The sequence below is a fragment of the Pseudomonas sp. S34 genome (assembly GCF_009866745.1).
Lineage (GTDB): Bacteria > Pseudomonadota > Gammaproteobacteria > Pseudomonadales > Pseudomonadaceae > Aquipseudomonas > Aquipseudomonas jessenii.
In genome coordinates this window covers 3,353,907-3,369,378 of sequence record NZ_CP019398.1, presented here as the reverse complement: position 1 = coordinate 3,369,378, position 15,472 = coordinate 3,353,907, and the positions used below count along the sequence as shown (strand labels likewise).

Genomic DNA, 15,472 nt, shown 5'->3' with positions numbered 1-15,472 from the left:
ACGCCACGGTAAGTCTGATTTCCCGCGTCATCGTTACCCTCCATCGCGAGCAGGCTCGCTCCTACAAGGGATGGTGTGAACGCTCGGGTTTTGTGGAAATGAACAATAATCCTCAACACCGCTTGTGCAGCGGCCTGGCGTTATTGTTCATGGCGGCTGGCAGCATGTGGGCATTGGAACTGGAGAATTCCCATGAAAATCGTGATCGCCCCCGATTCGTTCAAGGACAGCCTCAGCGCCCAAGGCGTGGCCGATGCCATTGCATTGGGATTGGCGCAGGTCTGGCCTGATGCCCAACTGATCAAATGCCCGATGGCCGACGGCGGGGAAGGGACTGTCGAGTCGATCCTGGCCGCGTGCGAAGGCCAGCAGCGCCGCGCCCTGGTTCGCGGGCCGCTGGGGGCCACCGTGGAAGCCGCCTGGGGCTGGTTGCCCCAGAGCCACACCGCAATCATCGAAATGGCCGAAGCCAGCGGTTTGCAGTTGGTCCCGGTGGCGCAACGGGATGCGTGCATCAGCAGCACCTTCGGTACCGGGCAACTGATCCGCGCCGCGCTGGATGCCGGAGCGCAACGGGTGATCCTGGCGATTGGCGGCAGTGCGACCAACGACGGCGGCGCCGGTGCCATGCAGGCCTTGGGCGTGAAATTGCTCGATGCCCAGGGGCAGACCCTGTCACCGGGCGGCCTCGCCCTTGGGCAGTTGGCCCGCGTCGATCTGAGCGAGATTGATCCGCGCCTGGCCCAGGTGCGCTTCGACATCGCCGCCGACGTCAACAACCCGCTGTGCGGTCCCCACGGTGCCTCGGTAATTTTCGGCCCGCAAAAAGGCGCCTCGCCCGTGCAGGTCGAGCAACTGGACCGCGCCTTGGGGCACTTTGCCGACCACTGCGCGCGAGCCTTGAACAACGACGTGCGCGACGAGCCTGGCAGTGGCGCGGCGGGCGGCCTGGGGTTTGCCGCCAAGGCGTTCCTCGGTGCGCAATTTACGGCCGGGGTCGAGGTGGTTGCCGAACTGGTGGGGCTGGCCGACGCCGTTGCAGGCGCCGATCTGCTGATCACCGGTGAAGGGCGTTTCGATGCGCAAACCCTGCGCGGCAAGACGCCGTTTGGCGTGGCGCGGGTCGCCCGGGAACACGGCGTGCCGGTCATTGTCATCGCTGGCACGTTGGGCGAGGGCTATCAGGCACTGTACGAGCACGGTATCGACGCTGCGTTTGCCCTGGCGAGCGGGCCGATGACCCTGGAGCAGGCTTGTGCCGAAGCGCCGCGCTTGTTGCGTGAGCGGGCGACCGATGTGGCGCGGGTTTGGCAGCTGGCCAGTCGCTGACCTTTCGAACACCCCAGTCCCTGTGGGAGCGAGCTTGCTCGCGATGACGGTGTGTCAGCGACATCAATGCTGACTGACATACCGCTATCGCGAGCAAGCTCGCTCCCACAGTTTTTTGAGTGTTGGCGGACTATTCAGGTGGATCAATCTGATCCAGCACCCGGTTCGCCGTGATCTCCGCCAGCATCACGCTGTTGGAAATCCCCAGCAGCGCATTGCGCGTTCCGCCGTCCAGATGATCCACCAACTGGTGAACCATCACGTCGACTGAGGCCAGCGTTTCCACCAGGTAAACCACCAGGGTTTCGGTCGTGGCTTCTGGGTTCACGGTGAACAGTGTGCCGGGAGTGCGCGGCGTGGCGTTGATGTCGGCGATCGAGGGGAAGTGAAAGGCGAGGGCGCGTTCGGCGGCTTCGTTGAGTTTTTTTGAATCGGGTTCGTACGGGGAAACCGGATCGGTGTCCGGCGGGTTGGGTGTGACTTTGAACATAGATGCTTCCCTTTTCAGTAGGGCTGCAACCATCTCGCGACTAAACGAAGGGGTGGCAGCTGTGCGCAAGTTAGTCGACCGGCAAGGGAAAGCAAAACCGGCGCGCCCGAGGGCGCCAAGCGCACAGCTACCATCAAGTGCAGGCAGAAACCTGACTGACGATGCTCGTGCGACCGCTTTTCCTTAGCCGGGCGACTAAACCCGATCACTGATGAGCGGTGACACGAATCAAGTTACCGATGGCCCCCCAGGCGCACAAGCCGGCGGATTCTGGCGCAAGCGTAGGCAACGGCGCAAGGTCCTGTGGCTTTCATGAAGTAACCTTAAACACCATCAAACGCGCGCTCGCGAGGTGCCGTGTTGCGCGATTTGAGATAGGGTTGTGGCCAGGAATACGCGCGACAGGAGAACGCCATGCGCTACTCAGCCTTGACCCAACGAATCGCCGGTGACGGAGCGGCGGCCTGGCAGATTCACGATCGAGCGCTGGCGCTGCGCGAGCAGGGTGTCGATGTCTTGCTGCTATCGATCGGCGACCCGGATTTCGACACCCCACAACCCATCGTCCAGGCCGCGATTGGCAGTTTGCTGGCCGGCGACACGCACTACCCGGCGGTGCGCGGCAGCCAAGGCCTGCGCGACAGCATCGCCCGCCATCATCGCCGGCGTAGCGGCCAGGCCGTGGATGCGCAGCACGTGATCGTATTCCCCGGGGCGCAGTGCGCGGTGTATTCGGTTGCGCAATGCCTGCTCGACCCGGGGGACGAAGTGCTCGTCGCCGAGCCGATGTACGTGACCTACGAAGGCGTGTTCGGTGCCTGCGGGGCGAAAGTGGTGCCGGTGCCGGTGCGCTCGCAGAACGGCTTTCGGGTCGATCCGGCCGATGTCGCGGCACTGATCACGCCGAACACCCGCGCGATGTTGCTCAACAGCCCGAACAACCCCTCCGGCGCCAGCCTGCCGCTGACGGCCTGGAAAGCGCTGGCCGCATTGTGCATTCGCCATGATCTGTGGTTGATCAGCGACGAGGTGTACAGCGAGTTGCTGTTCGAGGGCGAGCACATCAGCCCCGCGAGTTTGCCGGGCATGGCCGAACGCACGGCGACGATCAATAGCCTGTCGAAATCCCACGCCATGAGTGGCTGGCGGGTGGGTTGGGTGATCGGGCCGCACTCCCTGTGTGAACATTTGGTGAATCTGTCGTTGTGCATGCTGTTCGGCATTCCGGATTTCATCCAGAACGCCGCGCAATTGGCGCTGGATGAAAACCTGCCGCACGTGGCGCAGATGCGCGAGGAATATCGCCAGCGTCGCGACCTGGTGTGCGCCAGTTTGAATCTGTGCCCTGGCATCCAGGCAATTCGCCCCGATGGCGGCATGTTCGTGATGGTCGACGTGCGCCAGACCGGGTTGTCCGCCCAGCATTTTGCCGAGCGGCTGCTGGACGGTTATGGCGTGTCGGTGCTGGCCGGCGAAGCCTTCGGGCCGAGTGCGGCGGGGCACATTCGCATCGGTCTGGTGGTGGACCGGCCGAAGCTGGCGGACGCCTGCCGACGTATCGTGATGTGTGTGACGAATATGCTTGAAGGGCGGCGGGCCTGAGTTTTTTTGACTTGGGTTGAGCGCTGAGCGTCCAATCCAGCCTCATTTTAACCTGTTCAAACCGCGTGAAAAAAGTGTGGGTACCTGTCAACTTTGACAGTATCGCGTTGTTAAAAACTGCCGTTTAATTCGCTCAAGGTCCAGTTACCGAGCAGAGCGAAGGGCAGTGTTGTGCTTACCCGATGTCTCGATCTGCCAGACAGGCTTGGTGGCCCTTGCGTGCGCAAGGGTCGAAGTGGTGTTCATGGGAGAACGATGTCATGGCGAGTGAAATCAGCAACCAATCATTACCCGCATGGAGTCAACGAGTACCCGGACGCAATGGCCCATTGGCGTTCGTCAAGCCGGATGTCAGTACCGTCACACTGCCTGGAAACCCGCCAGGCCTGTTCCCTCGGGCGTCACTGGATGCCGGGATCCCGCTGGAGGTTACAGCCTGGGCGACGCTACCCCCTGTCGGTGAAACCGAAACCGTGACGCTTCAGATTGCACGGGCAGGCAGTGATGAATACGAAGATGTTGCGAGTGTCGACTACACCGAAGGTACGTCCACTCTCCCTTTGCCGATAACCCTCCCGGCTGACTTTTTGTTGAAGGATGAAAACGAGGGGGCATTCAAGATCCGCTATCTACATGTGAACTGGGTCGGGACGCCTGCAGAGTCGGAAGATGTACCAGTCTTTATTGACAAGACCCCGCCTAACGGTACCGCGGCGCCTGGCAAGATTACATTTTCAATCACGCCGCCTTTCACCGAGACCAAACTTGTCGGGTTGACGGACGTAGAGGGCACCATTCCAGCCTGGACCGGGGCTGCGCAAGGCGACAAGGTGGCCTTTGCCTGGATGAAGGACCGGTTGCCCGAAGACCCGAACGATATTATTCCGATTGACGTGGTCGAGTTGGGGGCGGATCGAAAGGTGAAGTTCCCGGTTGCGTTGATTCGCTCACTGGGTGACGGTGGTTTTTGTGGTGGCTATACCATTTTTGACAAGGCGGGTAACCGCAGCAGGATTTCATTGTATGACTTGATCCCCGTTGCTCTCGGCACCCTTCCGCCAACACCCTATCCAACACCGAGCGTGCCGGAAGCAGGTCCTGGCCCGTGGAGAGTGACTTCAAGGCCAATGCGCCGGCATCGCTGGCGCGGTTGTCGGTTTGACGCATGAAGCTGGACTGAAACTCCACGTCATCCTCGGCCACGGCCGGGCGAATCTCCAGCATCGCAAGGCTGCCACCGGCAAAAATGAAAACGGGGAACAGACGACGGGCAGGCGTTATGTTGCGGTACGGAAAAAAATCATGGCAAACGTCCGCACCTGTTAAAGATCGAATTGAACCGGCAACGTCATCGGGTCTCCCATTCATCATCATTGACGGCGTGGGCGCGGCAGAATCGTCCTACTTCATAAAGGCATGGTTCGCTGGGCCGTCCTACAAAGCCCGGTACAGGGCTGTAGGTGAGGTCTTTTTATAGCGCGAATCCTCCGACTTGGAACCTGTCAGAAATTACAGGTGAGGGACTTTAATCAGGCGTTATGGAAAAGGCTGTCAGCCGAATACTCCAGTGGTTGTAGGAGGGATCATCGAGTGATGACGTCCCGAGGAATGCGCGTTAATTTTTTGATTAGACGCGGTTTTGTGTATTGAACGGAGTCGAGTCACCACGCAGATTTTCACCGGATAGATGCCGACGCAAGAGGCAGTTTTCGATCGGCACCGATATGCCCGTCCGTCGCTGCAATTGCGCGAGCAGGGCGTCGATGTCCTGTTGTTGTCCATCGATCCGGATTTCGATATTCCCCCAAACCTATCCCCGGGCTAGATCTGGCCGTGACAAGCATAGAAATCAACTGACCGCCACTATCAGCTCTGTCAGTGGTGCTGCACTCGCAATCGGTATTTTAATGGAAACAGACAAACCGTTGCTGGAGGCTTCTGGATGAGCTGGCATGAATACGAACCACCTTTGACCGATACCGCTTACGTAGTGCCGCCAATCTCCATTACCGCGTCCGCCCAGTCGACGTCGACCATACGCGTGATCTGGGGGTACATGGCCGGTGGCGGGCATACCGGTTCGCGGGTGAAGTGGGGAGTGGTCGGCGGCTCCACCGTCGGCGAGTTCGATGTTCCCATCAATTCCTTGACCTACATCATCAGCGGGCTCAATCCGAACACGCAATACCTCATCCAGGTCTTCGGGCTCAAGGGGAGCGAGGTATCGCCAGTCAGCAAGGACGCTCAGGCCAAAACCCATCCCGCAGCCTCTGTGCCGGCAAGCCCGACCAACCTCAGTGCCACACCCACCAAAAACACCATGGCCCTGACCTGGTCCGGCCCCGCCGATGCGTCGAGCTACAAGATCAGCTACGGACTTGCCCCCAGTGGCGCGGTGATCGGCTCCACGACATCGGTGGCGGCGGCTCACACGGTCAGTGGCCTGAGCGCCGGTACCAACTATTACTTCGATGTGCGGTCGTCCAATAACGTCGGCGATTCGCCACCGACGCGGATCAATAAACAGACCTTGCCTGAGGCGGCGAACGTGGCGCCGCCGATTACCATCACCGCCTCCGCTCAGTCGACGTCGGCCATACGCGTGATCTGGGGGTACACGACCGGTGGCGGGCATACCGGTTCGCGGGTGAAGTGGGGAGTGGTCGGCGGCTCCACCGTCGGCGAGTTCGATGTTCCCATCAATTCCTTGACCTACATCATCAGTGGGCTCAATCCGAACACGCAATACCTCATCCAGGTCTTCGGGCTCAAGGGGAGCGAGGTATCGCCAGTCAGCAAGGACGCTCAGGCCAAAACCCATCCCGCAGCCTCTGTGCCGGCAAGCCCGACTAACCTCAGTGCCACACCCACCAAAAACACCATGGCCCTGACCTGGTCCGGCCCCGCCGATGCGTCGAGCTATAAGATCAGCTACGGACTTGCCCCCAGTGGCGCGGTGATCGGCTCCACGACATCGGTGGCGGCGGCTCACACGGTCAGTGGCCTGAGCGCCGGTACCAACTATTACTTCGATGTGCGGTCGTCCAATAACGTCGGCGATTCGCCACCGACGCGGATCACCCGGCAGACCTTGCAAGTGCCCGGGGCGCCCGCTGGCTTGCGGGCGACGGCGACAATCTCGACGCTGGAGGTTCAATGGTCCGCCGTCACCGGCGCCGTCGATTATGTCATCCGTTACGGTGTCGAACCCGGCGGGACAGTCTATCCACTGACCACGCGACTTCTGCGCGAGACGCTGGCTAACCTCAACAAAAATACCCTTTATTTCGTCGAAGTCAGCGCTCGCAATGCCAACGGCGAATCTTCCCCGTCGCGCATCACTCAACGAACGCTGGATGGCCCACCGTTGCCCCCCAAGCCAGGCCCGTTGGTCGTGCTGGACACCTTTGATACCGTGCGCGTCAGTTGGGCCACGATCAATCAGCCAGGGTACGAGGTGGCCTATGGCTTGCTCAGTCAACACCCGCAAGTCATTGCCCGATATGAAACCGAGCACCTGACCTGGCTGTTGAGATACCTGTCTCCCGATGTGACCTATTTCATCGAAGTGCGAGCCTTCAACGAGACAGGATATTCATCACCCTCATACGCAACCGTCACCATCGGCCCGGACCGGACACAACCCAGAAACCTGAGTAATCCGGGCAGGACGTTCAACGAAGCGAGGTTGACTTGGGACGCGCCCCAGGACGCCTCTTATCTGATCGACTATGAAGTTACCTGCCCGGGGCGGCCGGTCGTTCGCACCAGCACCCGTGAACATATCGCCACGGGGTTGATACCCGAACGGGAGTATCGGTTCACCGTTCAGCCTCGTCGGCCCGAAGGTCCCGTACCGGCCCTGCCAGCTGTGATCAACGTGGTGACCCATGACCTGGTCCCGCCGATTCGCGTGACGGCCCTCAAGCTGACGCCTTCGACACCTGGTAACGCACTATTGAGCTGGAGTGCATCGCAGGACAATGTCGCGGTTACCGGCTATGAGGTGCGTCGCAACTCGGGTAGCTGGATTGCGGTGAGCGGTACCAGTTACCCGGTTTCAGGCTTGGGGAGCCCGGACGTTTTTGAGGTAAGGGCCAAAGATGCCGCTGGAAACCGTTCCCTGTCGGTAACGATGACGTTCACTGACGGCGTGGCGGTCGCTACGTCATCCTGACTTCGCGCGATCAGGCCCGACTTTCCAGGCAGCGGCATTCACCAGATTTACCGGTCGCTGCCCGCTCAGCGCCGCCAGCAGGTTGTCGACCGCACAGCGGGCCATGGCTTCCCGTGTCTCGTGGGTGGCCGAGCCCATGTGCGGAGTCGCCACCACATTGTCCAGTTGCAGCAATGGCGAGTCATGACTTAGCGGCTCGCGCTCGAACACATCCAGCCCGGCGGCGCGAATCTGTCGTTCGCTCAGGGCCTGGATCAGCGCCGCTTCATCCACGACTTTGCCTCGGGAAATATTGATGAAGATGGTTTCCGGGCGCATCAGCGCGAACTGCCGTGCCCCGATCAGCCCTTCGGTTGCGGCGGTCAACGGCAGTGTCAGGCAGACAAAATCCGCCTGCTGCAGTAGGTCGTTGAGGCTGCGGTACTGGGCATTGAAGCGTTTTTCGACCGCCGGTTTCGGCGAGTGGCTGTGATAGATCACCGGCATGCCGAAGCCGAAATGCCCGCGCTGGGCCAACGCTTCGCCGATGCGGCCCATGCCGATGATGCCCAGGGTCTTGCCGTGTACGTCACTGCCGAAATGTGCGGGGCCGATGTTGCGGGTCCATTGGCCGTCGCGAACCATGTTCGCCAATTCCACCACGCGCCGCGCAGTGGCCAGGATCAGTGCGAAACCGGTGTCGGCGGTGGTTTCGGTGAGCACGTCCGGCGTGTTGCTGAGCAGGATGCGCCGCTCGGTAAGGTAATCGATGTCGTAGTTGTCGACGCCCACCGAAACGCTGGCGATGGCTTCAAGGTTGGGCGCCAGATTCAGCAGTTCGGCATCGAGTTTCAGGCTGGCACCGAGCAGACCGTGGGCATGGGGCAGGGCGTCGCGCAGTTTACCGAGACCTTCGGCATCGAGGTTGTCGATCAGCGTCACATCGGTGTGCTCATGCAGACGAGTCATGAGCAGCGGCGAGAGTTTCTTGTACAGGACGACCTGCTTTTTCATCTTCGTGATCTCAACTTCAATTCAGGAATGAGCCGTGAGGGGGCGCGCTACCGTGGGCCGCTCCCGGTCGCTGGCGCCGGGCTTGAGGAACACCGTGAGCACCACCGAAAGCATCAGCGCACCGCTCATCAACAGATAGGATGCGCCGGGCGAACCGGTGGAGCTGTTCAGGTAACCGACCAGATAAGAGCCGCCAAACGAACCGAGCGCGCCCATGCTGTTGATCAGCGCCATGGCACCGCCCGCGACGTTGGCCGGTAGGATTTCCGGGATGATCGCGAAGAACGGACCGTACGGCGCATACATGCACGCACCGGCAATCACCAGCAGGGTGTACGACCACCAGAAGTGTTCGGCGCCCAGCGCGTAGGAGCCGTAGAAAGCAATCGAGGCAATCAGCAGCGGCGGCCAGACGAAGCGTTTGCGCTTTTGCAGTTTGTCCGAACCCCAGGACACCAGCAGCATGCCGATCACCGCCGCCAGATAAGGCAGCGCCGATAGCCAGCCGGCCTCGACCATGTCCATCTGCGCGCCGGCCTTGAGGATCGACGGCAGCCACAACACGAAACCGTAGACACCGATGCTCCAGCAGAAAAACTGCAGCGCGAGGATGATCACTTTGGGTGAGCGAAACGCTTCGGCGTAGTTTTTCACTGCTTTGATGCCGACCTGTTCGGCCGCCAGTGCGCTTTCCAGATCCTTTTTTTCCTGATCGTTGAGCCACTTGGCCTGGGACGGACGATCATCGGCCAGACGCCACCAGATGAAGGCCCAGAGCACTGCCGGCAAACCTTCGACAATGAACATCCAGCGCCAGCTGTAATGCTGCACCAGATACCCCGAGACCACCGACATCCACAGCATGGTCACCGGGTTGCCGAGGATCAGGAAGGTGTTGGCCCTTGAGCGTTCGGCACGGGTGAACCAGTGGCACAGGTAGATCAGCATCGCCGGCATCACCGCAGCTTCGACCACGCCGAGCATGAAGCGGATGACGATCAGCCAGTAGGCGTTGGAGACGATCCCGGTCAACGTCGCCAGGCTGCCCCAGAGGATCAGGCTGACGAAAATCAGTTTCTTCACGCTGTGTTTCTGGGCGTAGATCGCCCCCGGCACCTGGAAGAAAAAGTAACCGAGGAAGAACAGCGCGCCGAGCATCGACGACAGGCCCGGCGTGATCATCAGGTCGGCGGCCATCCCGGAGGCGGCGGCAAAACCGTAGTTGGCGCGATCGAGGTACGCCAGGCTGTAGGTGATGAACACGATGGGCATGATGTACCACCAGCGGCGGGTGGCGAGCGTTGCGGTTTTCATGGGTGATGCTCCTGAGCTTGTTGTTTTTGTCGCAGCAGGTAACGGTTTAGATCTTCAGTGACTGTGCCGGCCTATTCGCGAGCAAGCCCGCTCCCACAGGGGATTTGTGTCGGACCTGGATCCAGTGTGGGAGCGGGCTTGCTGGCGAAGACGCCCTCGAATTCAATGGACATTTCGGATCTGCCGGGCAACCCCTCCATATCCCCCCGACTCTGCACCGCACGGCTGCCAATCCAGTTGGCCCGCCGCACGGCGTCGGCAAAGCTGTGGTTTTCCAGGAGTGCGCTGATCATGCCGACGGCAAATCCATCGCCGGCACCCACGGTGTCGACCACCGTTTGCACCGGTACACCGGCGACGAAACCTTGATCAAGATGTGTGCGGTAATAAGCACCGTGGGGGCCGAGCTTGATTGCCACGGCTTCGGCGCCCTGGTCGAGGTAGAACGCGGCGATGTCGGCCGGGTCTTCGAAGCCGGTGAGCAGGCGACCTTCGCTCAGCCCTGGCAATACCCAATGAGCGAGGGCGGCGAGGCGGTTGGTCTCGGTGATCATCAGTCGCTCGCTGGCCCACAGGCTCGGGCGCAGGTTGGGGTCGAACGACACGCTGCGCCCGGCATCGCGCATGCTGGTCATCAATTCGAAGGACATCTGCCGTGCCGTTTCCGACAACGCCGCAGGAATGCCGGTGGCGTGCAGATGCCGGGCCTTGAGCAAGTCGGGCACGATCGAATGCGACGACAAGTGACTGGCCGCCGAGCCACGGCGAAAGTACTCGACGACAGGATCGCCGCCATCGTCGGTGCGCGATTTGAGTTGGAAACCGGTGGGGTGCGCGGGGTCGATGTCGACGTGGCGGCAATCCAGGCCTTCCTTTTCCAGGCTGTCGATCACGAATCGGCCCAGGGAATCGGCGCCGACGCGGCTCAGCCATGCCACTTTGAAACCCAGGCGCGACAGGCCGATGGCAACATTGCTGTCGGCGCCGGCAATGCGTTTGTGGAACGCGTTGACGCTGGCCAGGTCGCCGGTCTGCTCGGCAACGAACATCGCCATGGTTTCGCCGAACGAGAGGATATCGATCTCAGACATGAGCGTTCTCCAGCGACGATTGGCCGAGGTGGGCGAGGGCGGCGACATGCGCGGTTGTCAGCTGCACCAGGTCTTCGCCTTGCAGCGGGTATTCCGCGGCTCGCATAACGCCTTGGTCCATGTGCCGCAGCAGGTGTTCCCACTGTTGCAAGTCGCTGGCGGCGGGTGGGATGGCAACCAGTTTGCCGTCGGCACGGCGCGTCACCGCTTTACAGTGCACATAACCGACGTGCCGGCCGAGCAACCGCGCGGCGCTGGCGGCGGACTGATCCTGCCACTGCCAGTTGCCGATATCGAAGGTCATTTTGATCGGCAGGTTGTGTTGCTCGACTTCATTGAAGAAACGCTGGAACGGTTCGATGCGGCCACCGTGCAGGGTCTGGTCGTTCTCCACCAGCAATTGCACCGCACTTTCGCCGAGCATGGGGGCGAGGCGTTGCAGGTCGCTGTTGTCGGTGAAGTAACCCAGCGATACTTTCAGCCATTTGGCGCCGAACATTTGGGCGCGTTGCAGTGCTGTCAGCAATTCGGGATTGGGTCTGGATTGACCGGCCAGCCACAGTTCCATCGGTGATGAGTAGACGCTTTCCAGGCCCTCGGCCTGAGTCGCGTCGGCCAGGTGCTCGGGGTTCTCAAAGGTCAGCAGCTCTTCGCGCCATTCGATGCGCGTGGCCCCGGCGGCGGCCAGTACTGCGATGAAACTGCCCTGGCCGCGTTGGCGCACCAGATCGGCGCCGTAGCTGGAGAGACTGATGGAAACGGCTGGTTTATTCATTGTTTTTCTACCTCTGAAACCGGTTTCATTTTTGTTCAAAAAAATATCAGTGAGTGATGTGTTGTTCTTTCGGGCCTCATCGCGGGCAAGCCCGCTCCCACAGTGTTTTGTGTCGTACATAAATGTTGTGTACCCCAGAGACTCCTGTGGGAGCGAGCTTGCTCGCGATGGGGCCAGTCCAGTCATCTGAAAACGCCAAGGGTCGACCCCCGCACAACCAGCTGCGGCGAAAAATCCAGCGTCCGCACCGCCCCGTCATCCCCCCGCAACCGCTTGAGCAAACACTCGAACGCACTCGCGCCAATCTCGGTGGTCGGCTGGGCCAAAGCGGTGATGCCACTGCCCACCAACGGGTACCAATCCAGATCGTCGAGGGCTATCAGCCCCACGTCTTCAAACAGATTGCACTTGAGCTCACGCAAGGCATGGGTGCTGGCCAGCGCCGCGATCCCGTTCGCGCAAAACAGCGCTTTCGGACCGGGGCCTGGCGTGTCGAGGAAGGATTTCAGGTGCGCAGTCAGTTCGCTGCCGGTCTCAATCATCGTGCCGCGCAGGGCCGGGCGCTGTGCGATCTGTGCCTTGAAACTGCTGACCCGCTCGATCCGCGAACTGGTGCCGTCAAACGGCTCTGTCACCAACAGCACGTCGCGATAGCCGCGTTCTTCAAGGTGGGCAAGGGCCATCTCGACAGCCGCCGGGTTATCCAGGCCGACCATGTCGCTCTCAAGGTGTTCGACTTTACGGTCCACCAGCACCAGAGGCATTTCCCGGTGCAGTTCATGCAACTCGTCACGGTGATGGCCGAGGGTGTTCACGATCAGGCCTTCGATGTTGTACGAGCGCAGCAGGGCCAGGTGCTGGCGTTCCTGCTCGTCGTCGCGATCGGTGTTGCACACCACCAGGCTGTAGCCGTGTTGACGGCAGGCGGTTTCCACCCCGTGCATCACGGCAATCGAATATGGGTTGCGGATATCGGCCACCAGCATGCCGATCAGGCGGGTACGCCCGCGTTTCAGGCCACGGGCCATCTGGTTCGGGCGATAACCCAGTTCGGCAATGGACTGTTCGATGCGCTGGGCAATGGCATCGGAGAGCAGGGCGCGGTCTTCGCCGATGAACCGCGAAACGCTCGCCTTGGAGACCTTGGCGTGTTCGGCCACGTCGAGCATGGTCACGCGGCTGCGCTGGGCGGCGGAGAAATCGTTCACGGTCTGAAACCTTCTTATTGGATTTATAAGGCAGAGCGCATTGCGCTGAAACCGGTTTCAGAAGACACCAGAAATGAATCCGTCGTCAAGTGTTCGATGAATCACAGGCCGACAAAAAACGACCAATGGAGCTCAGGCGAGCACGCTCAACCACGCCGAACCCAGCAACAACAGGCCCATGCAGCGGTTGAAGCGCTGCATCGCCCGAGGTGAACGCAGCCAGCGACTGGAGCCGGCGCCGAGCACGGCCCAAGCTCCAAGACACGGCAGCGAGACCAGGAAAAACGCCAACGACAAATACATCACATGCACAAACCGGTCTTCACCCACTCCGGCAAACACGCTGACCACCGCCAGCGCCATCATCCAGGTTTTCGGGTTGATCCATTGCAGGCTCGCCGCGCCCAGCAAGCCGAGGCGCTTCTCGGCATTGTCGGCGGCAATGGCGGCAACCGGGGCGCGGAAGATTTGCCAGGCCAGATAACTCAGCCATGCCACGCCGGCCCACTGCATGAGCGTTTGCAGCGCAGGCCATTCGGTCAGCGAAGTCCCGGCACCGGTGCCCACCAACAACACCAATATCGCAGCACTGGCACAGGCGCCAAGAATGATCGGAACGGCAGCCATCAAGCCGAATCGGGCACTGTTGCTCAGCACCAGAATGTTGGTCGGGCCGGGGGTGATCGAGGCCACAAAGGCGAACAGCAGAAAGGGCAGAAACGTCGGAAAAGAGGACAGCATCGCAGGCAAACTCCGGTGAAGATCATTGAAGTCGATCTTCACAAGCCGGGCGCTTATCTGTCTGGAAGATTTGAGCAACGCTTGCGGTACAGCGCTGGTGTCAGACCGTAGGCGCGCACGAACCAGCGACCCAGGTGACTCTGATCGGCAAAGCCCAAGGTCATGGCCACGGTTGCAGGTTGCTCACCACGGGCCAGCAATCGACGCGCGGTGACCAGGCGCAACTGCACCAGATACGCGTGAGGTGCGATGCCGTAGGCGGCCTTGAACGCACGGGTCAGGCGAAAGCGGTCGACACCGGTGACGGCGGCCAGTTGGTCGAGGCCAATGTCGTATTGTGCGTTGGCGTGCAGATAGTCCCGGGCCTTTTGCGCAACCAGGGGCAGGCGCGGATCTTCGCCATAGCGAGTGCGCCAGTGCAGATGGCTGGTGAGGCGTTCGAGCAAGCCATCGAGCGCGGTCTGGCGAACGATCTTCATTTCACCACCGTGCAGCGTCTCAAACGCAAGGCTGGTGGCGTGGGTCAGGCGCGAATCGCTGGCCAGGGTGTTGGCGAAACTCAACTCGCTGTTGTCCGGCGCGTTGTCAAACACCGCGCCTAACTCACGCTGCAACCACTGTGGGTCGAGGTACAGCATGCGATAGGTAAAACCATCCGCGGTCGGCGCCTCACCGTCGTGGATGTCGCCCGGTTCCAGCAAAAACACCTTTCCCGGCGTGCTTTGGTGTCTGGCTCGCCGACAATTGAATTGCTGCACCCCTTGCTCGGTGACACCCACCAGATAGCTGTCATGCCAGTGCGGATCGTAGGCATGGCCCTCGAAATGCGCACGCAGGGTCTCGATGCCGGTATCGGCGTCCTGGGCCAGATCGAGCCAGTTGTGAGAAGTCATGCTGCACCTGCACGGCAGATTTACCGACCCATTTAACGCCGCGCCGAGGGTGGTGACTAGAACGTTTGTGCAGCTTTCAGTTGAACAGCCCGGCGGCGATGTTGATCGAGAACCCGAGAATGGCCGTGTTGAACAGGAAACCTATCAACGACTGCGCCAGCACGATCTTGCGCAAGTCACGAGTGGCCACGCCGACATCCGAGGTCTGCACCGCCACGCCGACGGTGAACGAGAAATACAGGAAGTCCCAATAATTGGGCGTTGTCAGGCCTTCGGCAAAACGCAACGCCGGCTCCTTGCCTTCCCAGGTATAAAACAGACGCGCGTAGTGCACGCTGAAAATCACCCCGATCAGCAGCCACGAACCGATCACCGTCAACGCGGTGAAGCCGTAGTGGAGGAGCTTGCGCGTGGTTTCCAGGTCTTTGCCGCCGGCCAGTTCGAGGGTGATGGCTGCCAGACTGGCAATTGCCGCAACGCACACCACGAACAGCACCAGCCCGGCGTTCTCGTCCTCGATTTCGGCAATGCGTTTCACATCAGTCGCTTTCGAACGCACGACGAGCCAGGACATCAGGATCAGGTAAGTCCAGACCCCGGCATTCCAGCCGATGAGTATTTTGCCGATGACCGAATCGGCCGGAACCAGGATACCCGCTGCGATACCTAGCGTCGTGGCGGCGGACAGGCGAGGGTGGGTGTGGGTGAGGTAGGGCATGAAGACTCGATGGTTGGTACTTTGCAATCACCATAGCCCAGCGTGGTCGATCGTGACCACAATCCTTAGGCCAATGAAATCGAATGTGGGAGCGGGCTTGCTCGCGAAGGGGTCATCACATTCAACATCCATGTCGACTGA

The 15,472-nt window shown here is 60.8% G+C and carries 13 protein-coding genes; 4 read left to right on the top strand and 9 right to left on the bottom strand.

Features of this window, described 5'->3' with window-relative positions; all coding sequences use genetic code 11:
- Positions 1-192: 192 nt before the first annotated feature.
- Positions 193-1,329, top strand: a complete 1,137-nt coding sequence (locus PspS34_RS14955) for a glycerate kinase (RefSeq protein ID WP_159390059.1) — start codon at positions 193-195, stop codon at positions 1,327-1,329.
- A 130-nt stretch (positions 1,330-1,459) separates the two neighbouring features.
- Here the strand turns inward: PspS34_RS14955 and PspS34_RS14950 are convergent, their stop codons facing one another.
- The gene (locus PspS34_RS14950; protein WP_159390058.1) at positions 1,460-1,819 is read right to left on the bottom strand and encodes a DUF6124 family protein; all 360 of its coding nucleotides are present in this window, start codon (positions 1,817-1,819) and stop codon (positions 1,460-1,462) included.
- Between the two features lie 414 nt (positions 1,820-2,233).
- On the opposite strand from PspS34_RS14950, the gene PspS34_RS14945 reads away from it, so the two are divergent.
- The 3 genes from PspS34_RS14945 (at position 2,234) to PspS34_RS14935 (ending at position 7,598) form a co-directional block, all read left to right on the top strand.
- On the top strand, positions 2,234-3,421 hold the full coding sequence (locus PspS34_RS14945; protein WP_150814053.1) for a pyridoxal phosphate-dependent aminotransferase: 1,188 nt from the start codon (positions 2,234-2,236) through the stop codon (positions 3,419-3,421).
- 260 nt (positions 3,422-3,681) lie between these two features.
- Positions 3,682-4,590, top strand: coding sequence for a hypothetical protein (locus PspS34_RS14940; protein WP_159390057.1), 909 nt, complete (start codon positions 3,682-3,684; stop codon positions 4,588-4,590).
- 773 nt (positions 4,591-5,363) lie between these two features.
- Complete coding sequence (locus PspS34_RS14935; RefSeq protein ID WP_159390056.1) at positions 5,364-7,598, top strand: fibronectin type III domain-containing protein; 2,235 nt, start codon at positions 5,364-5,366, stop codon at positions 7,596-7,598.
- Here PspS34_RS14935 and PspS34_RS14930 read toward each other — a convergent pair.
- The 8 genes from PspS34_RS14930 to PspS34_RS14895 all read right to left on the bottom strand — a co-directional run bounded on the left by PspS34_RS14930 (position 7,590) and on the right by PspS34_RS14895 (position 15,331).
- Positions 7,590-8,591 (bottom strand): D-glycerate dehydrogenase, encoded by a 1,002-nt coding sequence (locus PspS34_RS14930; RefSeq protein WP_159390055.1) that lies wholly within the window; start codon positions 8,589-8,591, stop codon positions 7,590-7,592. The two genes, PspS34_RS14935 and PspS34_RS14930, sit on opposite strands and share 9 nt — an antisense overlap.
- Before the next feature lie 21 nt (positions 8,592-8,612).
- Positions 8,613-9,905, bottom strand: a complete 1,293-nt coding sequence (locus tag PspS34_RS14925; RefSeq protein WP_159390054.1) for an MFS transporter — start codon at positions 9,903-9,905, stop codon at positions 8,613-8,615.
- A gap of 71 nt (positions 9,906-9,976) precedes the next feature.
- Positions 9,977-10,996 (bottom strand): sugar kinase, encoded by a 1,020-nt coding sequence (locus tag PspS34_RS14920; protein WP_159390053.1) that lies wholly within the window; start codon positions 10,994-10,996, stop codon positions 9,977-9,979.
- The gene (locus PspS34_RS14915; protein ID WP_159390052.1) at positions 10,989-11,771 is read right to left on the bottom strand and encodes a TIM barrel protein; all 783 of its coding nucleotides are present in this window, start codon (positions 11,769-11,771) and stop codon (positions 10,989-10,991) included. Before PspS34_RS14915 ends, PspS34_RS14920 begins: the two co-directional genes overlap by 8 nt.
- A gap of 182 nt (positions 11,772-11,953) precedes the next feature.
- The gene (locus PspS34_RS14910; RefSeq protein ID WP_159390051.1) at positions 11,954-12,979 is read right to left on the bottom strand and encodes a LacI family DNA-binding transcriptional regulator; all 1,026 of its coding nucleotides are present in this window, start codon (positions 12,977-12,979) and stop codon (positions 11,954-11,956) included.
- A gap of 132 nt (positions 12,980-13,111) precedes the next feature.
- A complete protein-coding gene (locus PspS34_RS14905; RefSeq protein WP_159390050.1) occupies positions 13,112-13,720 on the bottom strand; it encodes a LysE family translocator in 609 nt (202 codons plus the stop codon).
- 53 nt (positions 13,721-13,773) lie between these two features.
- Complete coding sequence (locus PspS34_RS14900) at positions 13,774-14,613, bottom strand: AraC family transcriptional regulator (RefSeq protein WP_159390049.1); 840 nt, start codon at positions 14,611-14,613, stop codon at positions 13,774-13,776.
- 76 nt (positions 14,614-14,689) lie between these two features.
- On the bottom strand, positions 14,690-15,331 hold the full coding sequence (locus PspS34_RS14895) for a DUF1345 domain-containing protein (protein ID WP_154909133.1): 642 nt from the start codon (positions 15,329-15,331) through the stop codon (positions 14,690-14,692).
- Positions 15,332-15,472 lie beyond the last annotated feature (141 nt).

Excerpts from the sequence above, each read along its gene's own strand:
- PspS34_RS14955 (WP_159390059.1), top strand. The coding sequence starts at position 193 with ATGAAAATCGTGATCGCCCCCGATTCGTTCAAGGACAGCCTCAGCGCC.
- PspS34_RS14950 (WP_159390058.1), bottom strand. The coding sequence starts at position 1,819 with ATGTTCAAAGTCACACCCAACCCGCCGGACACCGATCCGGTTTCCCCG.
- PspS34_RS14945 (WP_150814053.1), top strand. The coding sequence starts at position 2,234 with ATGCGCTACTCAGCCTTGACCCAACGAATCGCCGGTGACGGAGCGGCG.
- PspS34_RS14940 (WP_159390057.1), top strand. The coding sequence starts at position 3,682 with ATGGCGAGTGAAATCAGCAACCAATCATTACCCGCATGGAGTCAACGA.
- PspS34_RS14935 (WP_159390056.1), top strand. The coding sequence starts at position 5,364 with ATGAGCTGGCATGAATACGAACCACCTTTGACCGATACCGCTTACGTA.
- PspS34_RS14930 (WP_159390055.1), bottom strand. The coding sequence starts at position 8,591 with ATGAAAAAGCAGGTCGTCCTGTACAAGAAACTCTCGCCGCTGCTCATG.
- PspS34_RS14925 (WP_159390054.1), bottom strand. The coding sequence starts at position 9,905 with ATGAAAACCGCAACGCTCGCCACCCGCCGCTGGTGGTACATCATGCCC.
- PspS34_RS14920 (WP_159390053.1), bottom strand. The coding sequence starts at position 10,996 with ATGTCTGAGATCGATATCCTCTCGTTCGGCGAAACCATGGCGATGTTC.
- PspS34_RS14915 (WP_159390052.1), bottom strand. The coding sequence starts at position 11,771 with ATGAATAAACCAGCCGTTTCCATCAGTCTCTCCAGCTACGGCGCCGAT.
- PspS34_RS14905 (WP_159390050.1), bottom strand. The coding sequence starts at position 13,720 with ATGCTGTCCTCTTTTCCGACGTTTCTGCCCTTTCTGCTGTTCGCCTTT.
- PspS34_RS14900 (WP_159390049.1), bottom strand. The coding sequence starts at position 14,613 with ATGACTTCTCACAACTGGCTCGATCTGGCCCAGGACGCCGATACCGGC.
- PspS34_RS14895 (WP_154909133.1), bottom strand. The coding sequence starts at position 15,331 with ATGCCCTACCTCACCCACACCCACCCTCGCCTGTCCGCCGCCACGACG.